Genomic DNA, 18,997 nt, shown 5'->3' on the forward strand with positions numbered 1-18,997 from the left:
CGCTTTTCCTCCATACTGGTCGCCCGGACCGCACGGCCGCCGACGCAGATCGCGCGGCCGTGTCAACGCATACGACAAGAGGCCTCCCCATGAACCTGTTCAACGTACGCCTGCGCGGCCGCGACGGCCTGTTCACGATCGGCATCGATGCCGGCAAGATCGCGCGGATCGATGCGCAAATCGCACCGGTCGCGTCGACGAACCCCGACCATATCGACGGCGGCGGCCGGCTCGCGATCGCGCCGCTCGTCGAACCGCATATCCACCTCGATGCGGTGCTGACGGCCGGCGAACCCGCGTGGAACATGAGCGGTACGCTGTTCGAGGGCATCGAGCGCTGGGCCGAGCGCAAGGCGACGATCACGCACGAGGACACGAAGGCGCGTGCGCATGCGGCGATCGCCATGCTGCGCGACCACGGAATCCAGCACGTGCGCACGCACGTCGACGTGACCGATCCGACGCTGGCCGCGCTGAAGGCGATGCTGGAAGTGAAGGACGAGGCGCGCGGGCTGATCGACCTGCAGATCGTCGCGTTCCCGCAGGAGGGCATCGAATCGTTCGACGGTGGCCGCGCACTGATGGAGCAGGCGATCGAACTCGGTGCGGACGTCGTCGGCGGGATCCCGCATTTCGAGAACACGCGGGAGCAGGGCGTCAGCTCGATCCGCTTCCTGATGGATCTCGCGGAACGCACGGGCTGCCTCGTCGACGTGCACTGCGACGAGACCGACGATCCGCATTCGCGCTTTCTCGAAGTGCTCGCGGAAGAAGCGCGCGTGCGCGGCATGGGGGCGCGCGTCACCGCGAGCCATACGACCGCGATGGGTTCGTACGACAACGCATACTGCTCTAAGCTGTTCCGGCTGCTGAAGCGGGCGGGGCTGAACTTCATCTCGTGCCCGACCGAGAGCATCCATCTGCAAGGACGCTTCGACACGTTTCCGAAGCGGCGCGGCGTCACGCGCGTCGCGGAACTCGACCGTGCCGGGATCAACGTGTGCTTCGGGCAGGATTCGATCAAGGACCCGTGGTATCCGCTCGGCAACGGCAACATCCTGCGCGTGCTCGACGCGGGCCTTCACATCTGCCACATGATGGGTTACCAGGATTTGCAGCGCTGCCTCGACTTCGTGACCGACCACAGCGCGACGACGATGCATCTCGGCGATGGCTACGGCATCGCGGTCGGGCGGCCGGCCAATCTGGTCGTGCTCGACGCGGACAGCGACTACGAAGCCGTGCGCCGGCAGGCGAAGGCCACGCTGTCGGTGCGCCACGGGGAAGTCATCATGCGGCGTGAACCGGAGCGCATTACGTATCCGGATTGATGCGGAAGGCGGGCCGTCGTGGCCCGCTGGCCGTCAAGTATTCGTAAAATACATCAGTCGATTCGAAAAATACGTTTGTCTCATGAGAGGCCGGGGCCTACGATTCGGTCCTGACGACGGCGTGCCCCTTTGCGCACCGTCCTTTTCCCTCTTCGTTCGCCGACCCCATGCGCCTCGATCTTCCGTCCGCCCCCGTTGCTGCTTCGCCGACCGCCAGTCCGTTCGCGCGCATGGCTGTCGTCACTGTCCTGACCGGCCTCGGCGCGGGCCTCGGCGGCATGCTTCTCGCGCTGCTGCTGCATGCGATCCAGCACCTCGCGTACGGCTACAGCCTGGCGCACGTGATCGGGCCGGAGAGCTTCCTCACTGGCGTGACCGCGGCCGAGCCGTTGCGCCGGTTGGCGGTGCTGGTCGGCTGCGGGATCGTCGCCGGCGGCGGCTGGTGGGCGCTTTACCGGTATGGCCGGCCGCTCGTCAGCATCCGTCGCGCGGTGCGCGCGGCCGATCCCCGGATGCCGTTCGTCAGCACGACGGTTCATGCGCTGTTGCAGATCGTCACCGTCGCGCTCGGCTCGCCGCTCGGCCGCGAAGTCGCGCCGCGCGAGATCGGTTCGCTGCTCGCCGGGCGGTTTGCCCACGCGGCGCGACTCACGCCCGACGACTGCCGGCTGATGGTCGCGTGCGGCGCCGGCGCGGGGCTCGCGGCCGTCTATAACGTGCCGCTCGGCGGTGCGATCTTCGTGCTCGAGGTGCTGCTCGGCACGTTCGAATTGCGTGCGCTGATCGTGGCGGTCGTCACGTCCGCGATCGCGGCGGTCGTCGCGTGGATCGGCCTCGGCAACGAGCATCAGTACACGGTGCCGGCGTTCGTGCTGAGCACGCCGCTCGTCGCATGGTCGATCGTCTGCGGGCCGCTGTTCGGCTTCGCCGCGTACGGTTTCGTGCGGCTCACGAGCCGCGCGCGGGCGAACGCGCCGAAGGACTGGCGGCTGCCGGTGTTCGCGCTGCTCAATTTCGCGGTGATCGGCGTGCTTGCGATGGGGTTTCCGCAACTGCTCGGCAACGGCAAGGGCCCGGCGTCGCTCGGTTTCGACGGCACGCTGACGATCGGTTTCGCCGCGACGTTGCTCGTGCTGAAGGTGCTGATCGAGGCCGGCAGCCTGCGGGTCGGCGCGGAAGGCGGGCTGCTGACGCCGGGTCTCGCGAACGGCGCGTTGCTCGGGGTCGTGCTCGGCGGACTGTGGAGCGCGGTGTGGCCGGGCGCATCGCTCGGCGGATGCGCACTGATCGGCGCGACCGCGTTTCTCGCCGCGTCGATGCAGATGCCGATCACGGCCGTCGTGTTGATGCTCGAATTCACGCGTGCGAATCACGACAGCCTCGTGCCCATGCTGCTGGCCGTGGCGGGCTCGCTTGTCGCGTACCGGCTTGCGCAGAAGCTGGCGGAGCGGCGAGCGACAGCGATCGCAGCCGTCAGCACGCCGGAGGCGGTTGCACGCTAGCGGGCTTACCCCAGGGCTCGAATACGCATCGACGAGCGCCGCGATTCATCCACGACGTGGCGTATCTGGGGGCGTTGCGCGGGTACGGGAAGAGCATGCAACGCTGACGCCTCAATTCCGTCTCGGAGTGGATTGGCTGGCAAAACCATCGTACCGATCGCGCAAATTTCTGGAGCCTGTCATGAGGGGAGTCCGGATCGCTGCCGCGTTGGCGTGCATCGCGTTTCAACCGACGATGGCCGTGGCGAAGGCGTCGTACAAACCTCGCCCGAGGCCGGCTCACGAACTTGCCTCCAGAACTTCAATGCAACGGCGCGCCGCATGCCATTTCATCGACGCTACTCAAGCGTCCGGATCGAATTGCTGATCCCGCGCGCGCAGTCGATTACCGCCGGCGCGAGCTTGCGGCGCGCGTCGTCGAACGTCCAGCGGCTCGTCGGCGCGACCACGTGCACGGCCGCGACCGGCTGCCCCTGGCTGCCGAGCACGGGCGCCGCGATCGACATGTCGCCGATGAACAGTTCTTCCTGGTTGGTCGCGTAGCCTTCGCGCCGCGCGCCGTCGAGCAACGCGACGAGATCGTCGAGCGCCGTGACCGTGCGCGGCGTATGCGGCGTGCGCGCCATGCCGTCGAGCCGCATACGTGCTTCTTCCGGCGGCAACGCGCTCAGGAACGCACGACCGGAGCCGGTGCAGTACATCGGGATGCGGCTGCCGATCGGCATGTGGATCGGCACGAACTTCGTCGACACGAAACGCGCGACGTACACCATTTCATCCTCGTCCGGCTCGGTGAGATTGGTGGTTTCGCCGGTCAGGTTCGTGAGCTCGGACAGGAACGGATTCGCGACGTCGATCAACGTATCGGCCGCGAGATAGTTGAAGCCGATCCGCATCACGTGCGGCGTGAGCTGGTAGCGCCGCGTGACCGGATGCTTGCGGATGTAGCCGAGCTTCTCGAGCGTATAGACCATCCGCTGCGCGGAGCTTTTCGTCATCCCCGCCGCGTCGGCCACTTCCGCCAGCGTCATCGTGCGCCGCTTCGCGCTGAACGCGCGCAGCACGTTCAGCCCTTTTTCCAGCGACTGGTTGAACAGCAGATCGTTTGCTTGGTCGGGCGACGTGTCCATGGCGAGGGGCGGGATCGATTCGATATCGCATCATATCGTATCGAATATCGATACGCAAAAATCTATTTGCGATATTTTTGATTCGTTTTAAGATCAAGTCATCGTCGCAGCGTCGATTAGCGACCGGCCGGCGCCCGGATTATTCGAGGAGGAGTCACCATGGTTCCGTTCATCAAGCGGTTCGGCGCACTGGCCGCCGGTTTCGCCACCTGTATCGCACTCTCCACGGCATCGGCGGGTGCCGTTGCGGCCGAGCCCACGCTGAAGGTCGGCGCGACGGCCACCGGCGTGCCGTTCACGTTTCTCGACGTCAAGAGCAATTCGATCCAGGGGATGATGGTCGATGCGATCACCGCGGCCGGGAAGTCGGCCGGGTTTCGCGTCGACGTGCAGCAGACCGTGTTCTCGGCGCTGATCCCGTCGCTCACCACGCAGAAGATCGACATCATCTCGGCCGCGATGCTGAAGACGCCGGCGCGCCAGCAGGTCGTCGATTTCTCCGACACCGTCTATTCGTTCGGCGAAGGCCTGATCGTGAAGGCCGACGACCCGGGCCGCTATACGTCGATGGACGATTTCAAGGGCCAGGTGGTCGGCGCGCAGGTCGGCACGGCGTTCGTCGACGCGCTCAACAAGAAGGGCATCTTCAAGGAAGTCCGGACCTACGATTCGATCGCGGACATCATGCGCGACGTCGCGCTCGGGCGCATCAAGGCCGGCTTCGCCGACCAGCCGATCGTCGCGTACCAGATCGAGCACGGCGTCAATCGCCAGGTGCGGCTCGTGCCCGAATACCAGAGCGTCGTGAAGGGGCAGGTGTGTTTCATCGTGCGCAAGGGCGATACAGCGACGCTCGAGCAGCTCAACGGCGCGATCCGCAAGATGAAGACCGACGGCACGCTGCAGCAGATCCTGCAGAAGTGGCACATGAGCTGAGCGTCGTCGCTCGATTCCCGACCCGCATCGCCCGCGCGTCGCGGGCATCCATCGCGGCGCGCCGTCCGGTCGTCGCATAGGAGGCCTCATGTTTTTTCAGAACGCGATCGATTTCCTGCCGATCCTGCTGAAGGGCGCGGTGGTCACGATCGAGATCACCGCATGCGCATTCGTGCTCAGTTCGGTGCTCGGGCTGATCCTCGCGCTGCTGAAGGTGTCGCGCCATCGTGCCGTTTCGACGGCCGGCAGCACGATCATCAACGTGATCCGCGGGCTGCCGATCATCGTGCAGCTGTTCTACATGTACTTCGTGCTGCCCGATCTCGGCGTGCAACTGTCGGCGTTCCAGGCCGGCGTGCTGGGCCTCGGCATCGCGTACTCGGCGTATCAGGCCGAGAACTTCCGCGCGGGCATCGAGGCGATCGACCACGGCCAGATCGAAGCCGCGCACGCGATCGGCATGCGCGGCCCGATGATCATGCGACGCGTGGTGCTGCCGCAGGCGTTTCGCATCGCGCTGCCGCCGTACGGCAACACGCTGGTGATGCTGCTGAAGGATTCGTCGGTCGCGTCGACGATCACGGTCGCCGAGATCACGCGCGCCGGCCAACTGATCGCGTCGTCGACGTTCCAGAACATGAGCGTCTACACGCTCGTCGCGCTGCTGTATCTCGCGCTCGGCCTGCCGCTGATGTTCGGCGTGAACCGGCTCGGCAAGCGGCTCGCACTGAGGAGAGGCGCATGATCCGGATCGATTCGATACACAAGCGGTTTCAGCAGCACGCGGTGCTGAAGGGCGTGAGCCTCGACGTGCAGCAGGGGGAGGTCGTGTGCCTGATCGGGCCGTCCGGGTCCGGCAAGTCGACCGTGCTGCGCTGTATCAACGGCTTCGAGACCTACGACGAAGGGTCGATCACGATCGACGGCGTGACAGTCGACGCGCATTCGAAGCGGATCCACGAACTGCGGATGCGGGTCGGCATGGTATTCCAGCGCTTCAACCTGTTTGCGCATCGCACGGCGCTCGAGAACGTGATGGAAGGGCCGGTGCACGTGCGGCGCGTGCCGGTTGCCCAAGCGCGTGAGCAGGCCCGCGCGCTGCTCGACAAGGTCGGGCTTTCGCACCGGATGAATGCGTATCCGTCGGAGTTGTCGGGCGGGCAGCAGCAGCGCGTCGCGATCGCACGCGCACTCGCGATGGCGCCGCAGGCGATCCTGTTCGACGAGCCGACGTCGGCGCTCGATCCCGAGCTCGTCGGCGAAGTGCTCGGCGTGATGCGCGGGCTCGCCCGCGACGGGATGACCATGGTGGTCGTCACGCACGAAATGGCATTCGCGCGCGAGGTGGCCGACCGCGTGTGCTTTCTGCACGACGGCACGATCTGCGAAAGCGGGCCGGCGCGCGACGTGCTGACCCAGCCGGCCCATCCCCGCACGCAGGAATTCCTGCGTCGTCTGCTGGCGTCGGACGGCGCCGATCACCCGGATCGAACATGAGCGCAACGAACGCGGCACCCGGATGGCCGGATTCGCTGTGGGCGGCGACCGCCGCGCCGGCGCCGGATACGCCCGCGCTCGATGCGTCCGTGTCGTGCGACGTGGCGATCGTCGGCGCCGGCTTCACGGGCTTGTCGACGGCACTTCATCTGGCCGAACGCGGCGCGAACGTCCGCGTGATCGACGGCGCGCAGCCGGGCTGGGGCGCATCGGGCCGTAACGGCGGGCAAGTGATTCCAGGGCTGAAATACGATCCGGACGAACTGGTCCGCCGGTTCGGCGACGAGACTGGCGAGCGGCTTGCCGGCATCGTCGGCGGCGCGGCCGATACCGTGTTCGACCTGATCGCGCGGCACGGAATCGACTGCGATGCGCGTCGCGCCGGCTGGATCCAGCCGGCACCGACCGCCGCGATGCTCGACACGGTCGCGCGCCGTGCGCAGCAGTGGGCCGCGCGCGGCGCGCCGGTCGACGTGCTGAGCCGCGACGACGTCGCGCGGCGGCTCGGCACGCCGGCGTATGCGGGCGGCTGGATCGATCGCCGCGCGGGCAGCGTGCAGCCGCTCAGCTATACGCGCGGCCTGGTGCGCGCCGCGCAGGCGAGTGGGGCGGTCGTGCACGGCTCGACCCGCGCCGTCGGGTTGACACGTGCCGACGGCCGCTGGCGGATCGCGACGTCCGGCGGCGCGACGTTGTCGGCCGAGCGCGTCGTGATCGCGACCAACGGCTACACCGACGGGCTATGGCCCGGCTTGCGCCAGTCGGTGATCGCCGCGAACAGCTTCATCGTCGCGACGGAACCGCTCGCGCCGGCGCTCGGTCGCGACATCCTCGCCGGCGGCGAGGTCGCATCGGATGCGCGGCGCCTGCTGCTGTACTTCCGCCGTGACGCGGCCGGGCGCTTGCTGATGGGCGGCCGCGGCCCGTTTGCCGACCCGCGCGCGCCGAGCGACTGGCGCCACCTCGAACGCGCGACGACGCTGTTGTATCCGCAACTGAAGGGTGTTCGGTTCGAATACCGCTGGGCGGGGCGCGTGGCGATCACCGCGGACTTCCTGCCGCACGCGCATGAGCCCGCGCCGGGCGTGACGATCGCGCTCGGCTACAACGGCCGCGGCATCGCGATGGCGACGACGCTCGGCAAGCATCTGGCCGCCCATTTGTCGGGCGATGCGCAACTGCCGCTGCCGTTTCGGGTCACGCCGATCCGGCCGATCCCGTTGCACGGGCTGCAGCGCTTCTATATCGCGGCCGGCGTCGCGTGGTATCGCTTGCTCGACAGCCTGTCCTGACGCAGGCGTGACGGCAGTCGCCATCCGTTATCCGATCGGGCAGAATCGGCCTGCCCCGTTTCGACCGACGGATACCGCATGAACGAACCGACCGAACCGACCGAACCGAACGAATCACCCGGCCGCCGCGCGTACGCGAGCTTCGCGCAACGCTATGCGGACATCGCGCCGACGAAGGCGCACAACGCGCTCTACGAGCGACCGGCCACGATGGCGCTGCTCGGCGACGTCGACGGCCTGACGGTGCTCGACGCCGGCTGCGGGCCCGGCATCTGCAGCGCGCATCTCGCCGGTCACGGCGCGACCGTGCGTGCGTTCGACGTGACGCCGGAGATGGTTGCGCTCGCGCGAACCCGTTGCGCGGGGCTGGCGGTCGACGTCACGGAAGGCGACCTCGAAGCGCCGCTCGCGTGGCTGCCCGACGCATCGGTCGACAAGGTGCTGTGCTCGCTCGCGCTCGACTACGTGCGCGACCTCGCGCCGACGCTGCGTGAATTCCGGCGCGTCGCACGCCCCGGAGGGACGCTCGTGTTCTCGATGGCGCATCCGATGCGCGACTGGATGGACGAACGCACGCGCGGCGACGGCACGTACTTCGACACGTCACGCTTCGGTTTCCACTGGTCGGGGTTCGGCGAACCGCGGCCCTACGTCGAAGCGTGGCGGCGGCCGCTCGCCGACATCCTGAACGCGGTGGCCGACGGCGGCTGGCGGCTCGACCGCTTCGTCGAACCGACGCCGCTACCGGAGATGAAGGCCGTATCCGAACGGCTCCATGCGGAGCTGTCGCTGGCGCCGGCCTTCCTGTGCATCCGCGCGCGCTGCTGACCCGTCGCGGCGCCCGGCCGGCGGCTCAGTGCTGCGCCGGGGCGTCCGTCAGCGTGCCGAGAAACGCCTCGATATCCTTGATGTCCTGCGCCGTCATCGCGGGTTTGTCGCCCGGCTTGCGATCGAACGGCGCGTCGGTCACGTCGACGTTCGCGCGATATTTCGGCGGAATGTCGTCGTATTCGTCGACCTTGCCGTCCGCGCCGCGCGAATAGAACTTCTGCGGCGAAATGCTGCGCTCGTTGTAGAACGCCATCACCTGATCGAGCGTGTGGAACACGCCGTTGTGGAAGAACACGTGGCGCGTCGCCGAATTGCGCAGCGTCGGCGTCAGGAACATCCCGCAATACTGCGTCTGGTCCTTCAGGTCGTCGCGGAACGGCCCGCACACGCCGAGATCGTAGAACGCCGGGTTGCGGTTCTGCGCGAGCGCCCGGTTGCGCGGCGCGCCGAGCGCCTCGTACTGGTAATCGGTAAACATCGGCGGCAGCCCGTCCTTGCCGGGTTTCGACAGGTGGCACCCCGCGCAATTCGCCTTGTCCGGATCGTTGAACAGGCGCAGCCCGCGCAACTCGGCCTGCGTGAGGCGCGCGCGGCCTTCGAGCCAGCGGTCGTACTTGCTGTCGTACGGGTGGAACGACGGATCCTCGACCTGATACCGCGCGATCGCGAACATCGCCTCCGACACCGCGAGCTGCGGCGTGGAAAACACGCGCGGCCCGAACAACTGCTCGATCTGCGCGCGATGCGACGACTGCGCAAGCTTGCGGGCGACGTCGTCGACGCTCGCATTCGCCATCTCGACCGGATTCAGCAGCGGGCCGAACGCCTGCTGCTGCAGCGTATCGGCGCGGCCGTCCCAGAACATCCCGCCCTGCGGCACGAGCTGCGGCGCGGCCGACGTGCCGGCCACCTTCTGCGCCTTGACGACGCCGGCCGCCGCCGTGGCCTGCTGCGCGACGCTCGGCGCGGCATCGTTTTCGCCGGCATCGGGACCGATGCTGAAGTTCGGCTGGCGGTACAGGTACATCAGCGACGGCGGCGGACGATAGCCCTGCTGCGTCATCGCGAGGCCGCCCGGCTGCACGTCGAGCCCATTCGGCGGGCCGTACGCATGATCGGGGCTGTGGCACGACGCGCACGACTGCTTGCCCGACGCCGACAGCGACGGATCGTTGAACAGCGCGCGCCCGAGCTGCGCGACCGCCGACAGCGGCTGCGCGGCGGGCCGCTGCAGCACGACCGGATGCGGGTTCGCGCCGGTCCAGTCGGCGACCACGGTGCCGATCGCCGCCGGCACCCGCGCGGGAAACGCGATCGCGAACGCGGCATAGCCGAGCACGGCCGCGCCGAGCACGAGCGCCGCGCGGCGCGGCAGGCGGGAAAGGGCGCGCGGCGCGGGCGTGCCGGCGGCATCGGGAGACGGAAACGCGGGGCGAGCTGTCATGCTGTCGTTCGAAAATCGGGCGCCGCACGAAGCGACGCGTTGAAATGGAAACGGCCGGCGCGTGACGCGCCGGCCATGCGGTCAGGCAGTACCGGTCAGATCGCCGGGGCCGCGCTCAATGCGGTGCCGAGCGTCGGGTCGAGATACAGCGGCGACGTGTTCGGCTTCGACGTGAAGTCGAACAGGTTGCGCAGGTCGCCGGCCGTCGCATCGAACGAACCGCCGCCGATACGCTGGCCGCCGAGCCAGTTGTCCTCGATGAAGCGCACGACGGACGCCTGGTCGAGCATCGTGTGATCGACGTAGTTCTGCTTGGCGTACGGCGAAATGACGACGAACGGGATACGGACACCCGGGCCGCAGCGGCCGTTGACCGGCTGCCCGGCCAAGCCTGCGTCAGCCGTGCCGGTGCCGCACTTTCCGGCGCCGTTGAGCTGGTCGACGGCATCGAACGACGCGTGCGTCGGCGGCGTGTACACGTGGTCGTACCAGCCGTCCGAGTCGTCATAGGTGACGATCACGGCGGTGTTCTGCCAGTCCGGCTGCTGCTGCAGGAAGTTGACCACCTTCGTCACGAACACCTGTTCGTCGAGCGGATCCGAGTAGCCAGCGTGGGCGTCCTGCGCGGCCGGTGCCTTCAGAAAGCTGACCGACGGGAAGTTGCCGGCTTTCACTGCCGCGAAAAAGTCGTCGCTGTCGTACTGGTGATTCGCCGGTTCAGCCGTCTTGCCGTCGGTCTGGACGCTGGAGCCGATCGCCGCGATCGAGCTCGGGCGCGTGTGCTGCGGGTTCGCGGTCGACGCGTAGTACTGGAACCAGTTGTGGTGCGGGATGTAGTCGGCCGTCGCGGCGTTCACGGCGGTGGCGACCGTGCTGCGCGCGCAGCCCGTCGTGCCGTTGCCGTTCGTCGTCGACAGGTTGAAGCCGCCCATGAAGCCGCCCCACGTGATCTTGGCCGCGTTCAGCAGGTCGCCGATGTTCTTGCCGGTCATCATCGCCTGGTCGGTCTTGCTCGAGCACACGTCGTAACCCGGATCGACGTCGTTGATCATCGTGTAACCCGTCTGGCCGTCGTTGATGTAGTACGACGTGGCGGCGAGCGTGGACGGCTGCTTCGAGGTCTTGACGATCTGCATCCCGTTGGTTTGGCCGGCGATCAGGTTCAGCGCGCCCGGCGTCGACGGGCCGTAACCCGTCGTGAACGTGTTGTCGCTCATCGCGAAGCGCTGCGCGTAGTTCCACAGCGCGGTCACCGTGTTGCCGTCGAAGTAGCCCATCACCTGGCCCTTCGTGCCGAATGCGCCGGCGCCGCCGGACGAGCCCTTGCCCGTGTATTTCGGGAACAGGTCTACCAGGCCGTTGTCCTCGGCCTGCTGTTCGGCCGTGTACGCGTGGTTCTGGTCGGCGGTCGCGGCCTGCGTGCGGTCGAGACGGAACGGGTTCGCCGCGTCGGTGCCGTTGGCCGTGTTCGTGAAGTTCGGGTTCGCGGTGAGCAGCGTGCCCGTCAGCCCGTTGATCGTCGGCGTGCCGGCCTTTGCGGTGAACGCCGGTTCGCCGGCCGGGTTCGACGCGTTCGGGTAGGTGCCGAAATAGTGATCGAACGACACGTTTTCGCCGTAGATCACGACGACGTGCTTGATCGGCGTGGCGGTCTGCAGCGCATCCTGCGACGACACGGCGGGCGTCGGCGTGGAATCGTCGCTGCCGCCGCAGGCGAACAGCGCCAGCGCTGCGGCTGCGCAGGCAGTGACGAGCAAGGCTTGACGGAACATCGGGAAACTCCAAAAGGTCTTCGGTGGTGGAGAGCGGCCCCGTCGCCGTGTCGGTTCGGCGCGAAGCTCGCGAGAGAGCACGCGCATTGGAACAGCCGCGTGTGAAGATATGGGGACGGAGTGTTTTCGCGACGGTTGCGCTCCGGTATCGGTTTCATTACGGTGCGGCGCGAGACGAAAGAGAATGGAAAGGGATGGGGCGCCCGCAACCTTCGCGTCACATGTCGTGGCGTGGCGGCTGCTTGCGGCGCAAGCATTGCCGGGCGGGCGATGGGAGCAGGCGGCCGGAACGTTGATGGCGCGTCGAGCGTCGCGTTTTTGACAATCCGGTGACGCGTTCATACGATGGACGCCTGCCGCGCACCGCGCGGCCCTCCCACCCGTCAGCGAGGTTTCAGCGTGCCGATCCCCGTTCTGTTTGCCGTTCTGTGCGCGGCGTTCCTGCATGCGTCATGGAATGCGCTGGTGCGCAGCAGCGGCGACCGGCTGCGCTCGGCGACGGTGCTGCAGATCGCGATCGGGCTGTTCGCGCTGCTGTTCCTGCCGGCCGCCGCGCCGATCGCACCCGCGAGCTGGCCCTGCGTCGTCGCGTCGGCCGTGATCCACGTCGTCTATACGCTGCTGCTCGTCCGCGCTTACGAGCATGGCGACCTGAGCGTCGCGTACCCGGTCGCGCGCGGCACGGCGCCGCTGCTCGTCACGCTCGGCGCGGCGGCGTTCGCGGGCGAGCGCCTGAACGTCGGCGCGCAATGCGGGCTCGTGCTGATTTGCGCGGGCATCATGGCGATCGGGCTGGAGCGCGGACGCGGCGCGCAACACCGGATGATGCAGGTGCTGCCGACCGCGGTCGCGACCGGCGTGTCGATCGCGGCATATAGCGTGGTGGACGGGATCGGTGTGCGCGAGAGCGGCAGCACGGTCGGCTATACCGCGTGGATGTTCGTGCTGACCGGCGCGATGATGGCCGCTTACTACCGGCTGCGGGCCGGGCCGTTGCGGCTGACGCAGGCGGTTGGCGAGACGGCGAAGGCCGCCTGCGGCGGGGTATTCGCGGCGCTCGCGTACGGCATCGTGATCTGGGCGATGGATCGCGCGCCGATGGGGCCGGTGTCGGCGCTGCGGGAAACGAGCGTGGTGTTCGCGGCGCTGATCGCGCGCGTGTATCTCGGCGAGCGGCTGACGCCGCGCCGGGCGGCCGGTTGCGCGGTGATCGCGGCGGGCGCGTTGTTGATCAGTGCGTTCGAGGTGGTGCGGTGAACGCATCCGCCTGGTACGCACCGGCCGGGTGGGTCAGCTTTCCACCGGCATCGCGCTCGTACACTTGATTTCGTCGAGGCATACGCTCGAATGCACGCCGCTCACGCCGGGAATGCGCATCAGCGTTTCGAGCAGGAATCGCGACAGCCCCTTCAGATCGTGGGCGACGACTTTCAGCACGTAGTCGATGTCGCCCGTCACCGAGAAACATTCCTGGATCTGCGCGAGATCCGACACGAGCTTCTGGAATTTCGACAAATCGCGGATATGTCCGCGCTCCATCGTCACGTGCACGAACGCGGTGACGCCGAAGCCGAGGGTGTCGGGGCAAAGCCGGGTTTCGTAGCGGCGGATCGCGCCGATTTCCTCCAGCCGCCGGTGACGTCGCAACGTCTGCGCGGGTGACAGCCCCACGGCCTTCGCCAGATCGAGGTTCGACGCGCGGCCGTTCTCCTGCAGCACCGACAGCAACTGGCGATCGATACGATCGAGAACCGGGTCAGGCATTTTTGTTTCCTCATTCGTCTCCCGGATGCAATCTTATCTCATAATGTAGGGTTTGCATGAGCGAGTTACGCAACCCGATTTCGCCGTCGCGACGCTAAACTGACGCCGGATTTTCGTGTGCGGCCGCAGCAGTGCGGCGTGAGCGGGCGACTCGGCGGGCGGTCTGGCCGGCCTGCTGACGCGGATCGGTTGCGGCCGCACGCGAAGATTGCAGTCCCCAACCCGGCGCCCCCACGAACGGTCGCCGGCACAGCAAAACAGCGCCCGGCACACCGAGGCGCGCCGCACCGCTTCCGGCGGAGGCGGGCAGAATGGAGAAGACATGGTTTCTGGAAACGAGAGCGACGGCCTGAAGCGCGGGCTGAAGAACCGGCACATCCAGCTGATCGCGCTCGGCGGCGCGCTCGGCACGGGGCTGTTCCTCGGCATCGCGCAGACGATCAGGATGGCCGGCCCGTCCGTGCTGCTCGGCTATGCGGTGGCCGGCATCGTCGCATTCTTCATCATGCGCCAGCTCGGCGAGATGGTCGTCGACGAGCCCGTCGCCGGCTCGTTCAGCTACTTCGCGAACAAATACGTCGGCCACTTCACCGGCTTCCTGTCCGGCTGGAATTACTGGGTACTGTACATCCTCGTCAGCATGGCCGAGCTGTCGGCCGTCGGGATCTACGTGCAGTACTGGTGGCCCGGCGTGCCGACCTGGGTGTCGGCGCTGGTGTTCTTCGTCGCGATCAACCTGCTGAACCTGGCCAGCGTGAAATCGTACGGCGAGACGGAGTTCTGGTTCTCGATCATCAAGGTCGCCGCGATCGTCGGGATGATCGGCTTCGGCGGCTGGCTGCTCGCGAGCGGCCATGCGGGGCCCGAAGCGAGCATCGCGAACCTGTGGCAGCACGGCGGTTTCTTCCCGAACGGCGTGTCCGGGCTCGTGATGTCGATGGCCGCGATCATGTTCTCGTTCGGCGGGCTGGAGCTGATCGGCATCACCGCGGCCGAAGCGGACGATCCGAAGCGCAGCATTCCGCGCGCGACCAACCAGGTCATCTACCGCATCCTGATTTTCTACATCGGCGCGCTAGCCGTGCTGTTGTCGCTGTATCCGTGGGAGAAGGTCGTCACCGGCGGCAGCCCGTTCGTGCTGATCTTCCACGCGCTGAGCAGCAACCTGGTCGCGAACGTGCTGAACGTCGTCGTGCTGACGGCCGCGCTGTCGGTCTACAACAGCGGCGTGTACAGCAACAGCCGGATGCTGTTCGGCCTCGCGCGACAGGGCAACGCGCCGAAGGTGCTGTGCTCGGTCAACAAGCGCGGCATCCCGCTCGCCGCGCTCGGCGCGTCGGCGCTCGCGACCGGCGTGTGCGTGCTGGTCAACTACTTCATGCCGGGCAAGGCGTTCGAGGTGCTGATGGGCCTCGTCGTGTCGGCGCTGATCATCAACTGGGCGATGATCACGGTGATTCACCTGAAGTTCCGCCAGGCCAAGCGTGCTGCGGGGGGAGCAGACTTCCTTCCGCAGTCTGGGCTATCCTTTCACGAATTACCTGTGCCTGGCATTCATGGCCGGCATTCTCGTCGTGATGTACCTGACGCCGGATCTCCGCCTGTCGGTGTACCTGATCCCGGTATGGCTCGCGGTGCTCGCGATCGGGTATCGCTTCCGTCAGAAGAATGCCGGCTTTGCGGTGCACGACGGCGCTTCCGCACGCTGATGCAGGCCACGACCGACCATTCTTCCAAACGAGACCGACTCAAGCCATGTTCGAACACATCGACGCGTACCCGGGCGACCCGATCCTGACGCTCAACGAGAACTTCCAGAAAGATCCGCGCGACCAGAAGGTCAACCTGAGCATCGGGATCTATTTCGACGCCGAAGGCCGGATTCCGGTGCTGGGCGCGGTGCGCGAAGCCGAAACCGCGCTGCAGCGCGACAGCGGCCCGAAGCCGTACCTGCCGATGGTCGGCCTGGCCGCATATCGCGACGCCGTGCAATCGCTCGTGTTCGGCGCCGATCATCCGGCCCGCGCGGCCGGCCGCATCGCGACGCTGCAGACGCTCGGCGGCTCGGGCGCGCTGAAGGTGGGCGCCGATTTCCTGAAGCGCTATTTCCCGGATTCGCAGGTGTGGCTCAGCGATCCGAGCTGGGAAAACCATCGCTTCATCTTCGAGCGCGCCGGCTTCACGGTGAACACGTATCCGTACTACGACGAAGCCACGGGCGGCCTGAAGTTCGACGCGATGCTCGCGGCGATCGACGCGCTGCCGGCGCGCAGCATCGTGCTGCTGCACGCGTGCTGCCACAATCCGACCGGCGTCGATCTCGACGAAGGCCAGTGGGAGAAGCTGATCGACGTGATCGAGGCGCGCGGGCTGCTGCCGTTCGTCGACATGGCGTACCAGGGCTTCGGCGCGGGCCTCGACGCGGACGCGTTCGCGGTGCGCGAGCTGGCCCGCCGCGGCGTGCCGACGCTCGTCGCGAACTCGTTCTCGAAGAACTTCTCGCTGTACGGCGAGCGCGTGGGCGGCCTGAGCGTCGTCTGCGAGGACGCGGCCGCGGCCGAGCGCGTGCTCGGCCAATTGGCCGGCGCCGTGCGCTCGAACTACAGCAATCCGCAGACCTATGGCGCGAAAGTCGTCGCGGCCGTGCTCGGCACGCCGGCGCTGCGCAAGCAGTGGGAAGAGGAACTGTCGGCGATGTGCCGCCGCATCGCGCGGATGCGCCAGTCGATCCATGACGGCCTGCGCGACCACGTGAGCGGCGAAGCGCTCACGCGCTACGTGAAGCAGCGCGGGATGTTCACGTACACGGGCCTGACCGAATCGCAGGTCGACGCGCTGCGCGAGGTGCACGGCGTGTACATCCTGCGTTCGGGCCGGATGTGCGTGGCGGGCCTGAACGACTCGAACGTCGGCATCGTCGCGGATGCGATCGGCAAGGTGCTGAAGAGCGGCGTCTGAGCGCGGCGCGGCGGCGCGCCAAGATGAAGAACCGGCTGTGTCCCGTCGCGGGCGCAGCCGGTTTTTTGTTGGGCGGCCGCGGTCATGTGCGATGCCCGGCTGACGCATGGGCAGGCGCGGCGGTACGATCACGGGATCGCATGCGGGACAGGGAGGCAGAGGAGCGACATGGGCATCCGGATCATCCAGCTCGGCACGCCGCGCGCGGCCGGCGAGGGCCTGCGGATCGGCACGGTGCGGCGGCCGCCGCGCGGCGTACCGAAGGCGGAATTCGCATCTCGCGACTACTATGACGTATGGTTGCCGACGCTGTCGCCGAGCCCCGAACTCGTCGCGCAGGCGCAGGCCGCCGAAACCGACGCCGAATGGAAGGCGTTCAAGCGCCACTTCCGCGCGGAGATGGCGCACGGCGACGCGGCGAAGGTGCTGGATCTGCTGGCCGCGCTGTCGGCGACGACCGCGTTCGCGATCGGCTGCTACTGCGACGACGAAAACCATTGCCACCGCGGCGTGCTGCGCGAACTGCTCGCGGCGCGCGGCGCGGCGATCGAGCCCGACGCCGGCTGAAGCGGCGGCGCGGCGCCGCACCGTGATCGTGCGGCGCAGCGAACCGATTGACGTGAATCAAGCGCGCGGCCGCGCGCGCCACTATGCTCTCGTCATGGAGCCATCACGACGATGACAGGCCGACACATGCACATCGTTTTCCCGCCCGAACCGCCGGAATACTGCGCGCGCGATCTGGTCGTCGCGTTTTCGGCGCTGGTCGACGGGCGTTGCGTCCAGTGCGCGGTCACGGCCGAGGCGCTGGAAGACCATTTCGGCGCGCGGTCGCTGCTCGAACGCGATCTGCTGGGCGCATTCGACGCGCATCGGTCGGCCATCGAGGCGATGGCACGGCGAATGCTGGAGGAAATCGGCGGCCGGCCGGTGCTGCTGCATAGCGGGCACTTCCGGCTCGAAGGCTGATACCGCAGGAGGGCGCATGACACTGCAGGGCAACATTCACGAACGCGACTGGTCGGTCGAAGTGGAGACGCGCCCGTGCGAATCGGGCGAATTCCGCTGCCGCGTGTCGGTCGAGCACGGCGCCGGCGCCGCGCGGTTTCATCATACGTTCGAGCACAGCCACGCGTATCCGACGGAGCGCGAGGCGATGATCGAAGGGCTGCGAGCCGGCATGACGTGGATCGAGATGAAGGCGTCGCAGACCTTCAACGTATGAACGGCCCCGCGCCAGCGCGGCGCGGGCAGACTATCGGCCGGCAGCGATCGAAGAATGCGCGCCGCGCCACGGGAAACACGTGCCGCCCATCGTGAGGCGGACGGTACATGCAAGGCGGTCGACGAGCGGGCGGCCCCGTCAGGAGAGACGACATGGGCGTGGGCATGCAGATCGCCTGCCTCGGATTCACGGGTTCGGCTGCGGTCGAGGCCGAAGCCGGCGCGCAACTGGTGCGACTCGAACGGTTTCGCGCGCTGATCGACGGTTGCCATCTCGCGATCGAATCGCGCGCGGCGGCCGATGGCGCGCACCGGTACGACGTGCGGCTGGACCTGGTGATGCGCGACGCGACGCTCCGGTCGCTGCCGCCGTGCGTCGGGGCCGACGTGGACGACGCATTGCGTCGCGCGTTCGCGCAGGCCGAACGGGCGCTGCTCGCGTGGCAGGCAGGCGCCGCCACGGTCGCGCTGCGCGACGCGGCGACAGGCGACGCGACGCGGTGACGCCGCGCCGGCCGTCCGGCGCCGTGCGTCAGACCCGCGCGAGCGCTTGCGCGTCGATGATGCGCACGCGCTTGCCGCGCGTTTCGACGAGCGCGTCGCGATGGAACCGCGAGAACATCCGGCTGACGGTTTCGAGCTTCATTCCGAGATAGCAGCCGATTTCCTCGCGCGTCATCCGCAGGTTGAATTCGGTCGCCGAATAGCCGCGCGCCTCGAACCGCGACGACAGGTTCAGCAGGAAATGCGCGACGCGCTGCTCGGCCGACATCGTGCCGAGCAACAGCATCTGGCTCGATTCGCGAACGATCTCGCTGCTCAGCATCTGGTAGAGGAAGTGCTGCATCGGCTTGATCTCGCGGCACGCCGCTTCGAGCGCGCCGAACGGGATGATGCACACCACGCTGTCCTCCAGCGCGATCGCGTCGCAGCAGTGCTGGCCGCCGCCGATGCCGTCCATCCCGAGCGTTTCGCCGGCGATCTGGAAGCCCGTCACGTGCTCGCGGCCGTCGCGATGCATCATCACCGTCTTGAACGAACCCGCGCGCACCGCATAGATGCTCTGGAACGGATCGTCGGTGCGGAACAACGCGTCGCCCTGGCGAACCTGCCGCGTCGTGCAGATGATCGCGTCGAGGCGGCCGTATTCGGCGGGCGTCAGTTGCGGCGGCAGGCACATCGAGCGCATCGCGCAGGCCGAGCAGCGTGCGGCCGGGTGCTTGGCGGTATCGGCGCGCGCGACCGGGCGCAGCGGAATCGTTGGCCGGGGTACGACGGACACGTCGGCGAAGGCGGTGGCGGTGGACATGAGGCGC

The 18,997-nt window shown here is 67.6% G+C and carries 18 protein-coding genes and 1 pseudogene; 14 read left to right on the plus strand and 5 right to left on the minus strand.

The annotated features are described in order from the left end of the window. Positions 1–89: 89 nt before the first annotated feature. Together codA and CFB89_RS22175 are read left to right on the plus strand one after the other, a co-directional pair. Positions 90–1,331, plus strand: a complete 1,242-nt coding sequence (gene codA / locus CFB89_RS22170) for a cytosine deaminase (RefSeq protein WP_089469743.1) — start codon at positions 90–92, stop codon at positions 1,329–1,331. A gap of 167 nt (positions 1,332–1,498) precedes the next feature. Further along, positions 1,499–2,833, plus strand: coding sequence for a chloride channel protein (locus tag CFB89_RS22175; RefSeq protein ID WP_089469744.1), 1,335 nt, complete (start codon positions 1,499–1,501; stop codon positions 2,831–2,833). A gap of 338 nt (positions 2,834–3,171) precedes the next feature. Here CFB89_RS22175 and CFB89_RS22180 read toward each other — a convergent pair whose 3' ends face one another. Then, positions 3,172–3,963 (minus strand): IclR family transcriptional regulator, encoded by a 792-nt coding sequence (locus CFB89_RS22180; RefSeq protein WP_089469745.1) that lies wholly within the window; start codon positions 3,961–3,963, stop codon positions 3,172–3,174. 159 nt (positions 3,964–4,122) lie between these two features. Here CFB89_RS22180 and CFB89_RS22185 point away from each other — a divergent pair, with 159 nt between their 5' ends. The 5 genes from CFB89_RS22185 (at position 4,123) to CFB89_RS22205 (ending at position 8,516) form a co-directional block, all read left to right on the plus strand. Then, complete coding sequence (locus CFB89_RS22185) at positions 4,123–4,899, plus strand: ABC transporter substrate-binding protein (protein WP_089469746.1); 777 nt, start codon at positions 4,123–4,125, stop codon at positions 4,897–4,899. Positions 4,900–4,987: 88 nt separating this feature from the next. Next, positions 4,988–5,644 (plus strand): amino acid ABC transporter permease, encoded by a 657-nt coding sequence (locus CFB89_RS22190; protein ID WP_089469747.1) that lies wholly within the window; start codon positions 4,988–4,990, stop codon positions 5,642–5,644. Then, positions 5,641–6,396: an amino acid ABC transporter ATP-binding protein gene (locus CFB89_RS22195; RefSeq protein WP_089469748.1), complete on the plus strand. Its 756-nt coding sequence runs from the start codon at positions 5,641–5,643 to the stop codon at positions 6,394–6,396. Before CFB89_RS22190 ends, CFB89_RS22195 begins: the two co-directional genes overlap by 4 nt. Then, positions 6,393–7,688, plus strand: a complete 1,296-nt coding sequence (locus tag CFB89_RS22200) for an FAD-binding oxidoreductase (RefSeq protein WP_089469749.1) — start codon at positions 6,393–6,395, stop codon at positions 7,686–7,688. The genes CFB89_RS22195 and CFB89_RS22200 overlap by 4 nt, the downstream gene beginning before the upstream one ends. 78 nt (positions 7,689–7,766) lie before the next feature. Next, positions 7,767–8,516, plus strand: coding sequence for a class I SAM-dependent methyltransferase (locus tag CFB89_RS22205; protein ID WP_089469750.1), 750 nt, complete (start codon positions 7,767–7,769; stop codon positions 8,514–8,516). Positions 8,517–8,541: 25 nt separating this feature from the next. Here the strand turns inward: CFB89_RS22205 and CFB89_RS22210 are convergent, their stop codons facing one another. Continuing rightward, positions 8,542–9,963: a cytochrome-c peroxidase gene (locus CFB89_RS22210; protein WP_089469751.1), complete on the minus strand. Its 1,422-nt coding sequence runs from the start codon at positions 9,961–9,963 to the stop codon at positions 8,542–8,544. 95 nt (positions 9,964–10,058) lie between these two features. Next, a complete protein-coding gene (locus tag CFB89_RS22215; protein ID WP_089469752.1) occupies positions 10,059–11,735 on the minus strand; it encodes a phospholipase C in 1,677 nt (558 codons plus the stop codon). A gap of 345 nt (positions 11,736–12,080) precedes the next feature. Between CFB89_RS22215 and CFB89_RS22225 the strand changes: the two genes are divergently transcribed. Then, the gene (locus CFB89_RS22225) at positions 12,081–12,992 is read left to right on the plus strand and encodes an EamA family transporter (protein ID WP_089469753.1); all 912 of its coding nucleotides are present in this window, start codon (positions 12,081–12,083) and stop codon (positions 12,990–12,992) included. A 33-nt stretch (positions 12,993–13,025) separates the two neighbouring features. Here the strand turns inward: CFB89_RS22225 and CFB89_RS22230 are convergent, their stop codons facing one another. Further along, the gene (locus CFB89_RS22230; RefSeq protein ID WP_069616529.1) at positions 13,026–13,499 is read right to left on the minus strand and encodes an Lrp/AsnC family transcriptional regulator; all 474 of its coding nucleotides are present in this window, start codon (positions 13,497–13,499) and stop codon (positions 13,026–13,028) included. Between the two features lie 322 nt (positions 13,500–13,821). On the opposite strand from CFB89_RS22230, the pseudogene CFB89_RS22235 reads away from it, so the two are divergent. From CFB89_RS22235 to CFB89_RS22260, 6 genes and pseudogenes are all read left to right on the plus strand, one after another. After that, a pseudogene (locus tag CFB89_RS22235) lies at positions 13,822–15,208 on the plus strand (amino acid permease). Positions 15,209–15,254: 46 nt separating this feature from the next. Further along, positions 15,255–16,457 carry an amino acid aminotransferase gene (locus CFB89_RS22240; RefSeq protein ID WP_069616531.1) on the plus strand — a complete coding sequence of 401 codons (1,203 nt, stop codon included), beginning with the start codon at positions 15,255–15,257 and terminating at the stop codon, positions 16,455–16,457. A 168-nt stretch (positions 16,458–16,625) separates the two neighbouring features. Further along, on the plus strand, positions 16,626–17,024 hold the full coding sequence (locus CFB89_RS22245; RefSeq protein ID WP_089469754.1) for a DUF488 domain-containing protein: 399 nt from the start codon (positions 16,626–16,628) through the stop codon (positions 17,022–17,024). 111 nt (positions 17,025–17,135) lie between these two features. Continuing rightward, positions 17,136–17,426 (plus strand): DUF1488 domain-containing protein, encoded by a 291-nt coding sequence (locus tag CFB89_RS22250; RefSeq protein ID WP_089469755.1) that lies wholly within the window; start codon positions 17,136–17,138, stop codon positions 17,424–17,426. A gap of 16 nt (positions 17,427–17,442) precedes the next feature. Next, complete coding sequence (locus CFB89_RS22255) at positions 17,443–17,682, plus strand: hypothetical protein (protein WP_006479066.1); 240 nt, start codon at positions 17,443–17,445, stop codon at positions 17,680–17,682. Between the two features lie 152 nt (positions 17,683–17,834). Then, complete coding sequence (locus CFB89_RS22260) at positions 17,835–18,185, plus strand: metal ABC transporter ATPase (RefSeq protein ID WP_089469756.1); 351 nt, start codon at positions 17,835–17,837, stop codon at positions 18,183–18,185. Between the two features lie 28 nt (positions 18,186–18,213). Here the strand turns inward: CFB89_RS22260 and CFB89_RS22265 are convergent, their stop codons facing one another. Continuing rightward, positions 18,214–18,990 (minus strand): helix-turn-helix domain-containing protein, encoded by a 777-nt coding sequence (locus CFB89_RS22265; protein ID WP_089469757.1) that lies wholly within the window; start codon positions 18,988–18,990, stop codon positions 18,214–18,216. Positions 18,991–18,997 lie beyond the last annotated feature (7 nt).

Source organism: Burkholderia sp. AU16741 (assembly GCF_002223345.1).
Classification (GTDB): domain Bacteria; phylum Pseudomonadota; class Gammaproteobacteria; order Burkholderiales; family Burkholderiaceae; genus Burkholderia; species Burkholderia sola.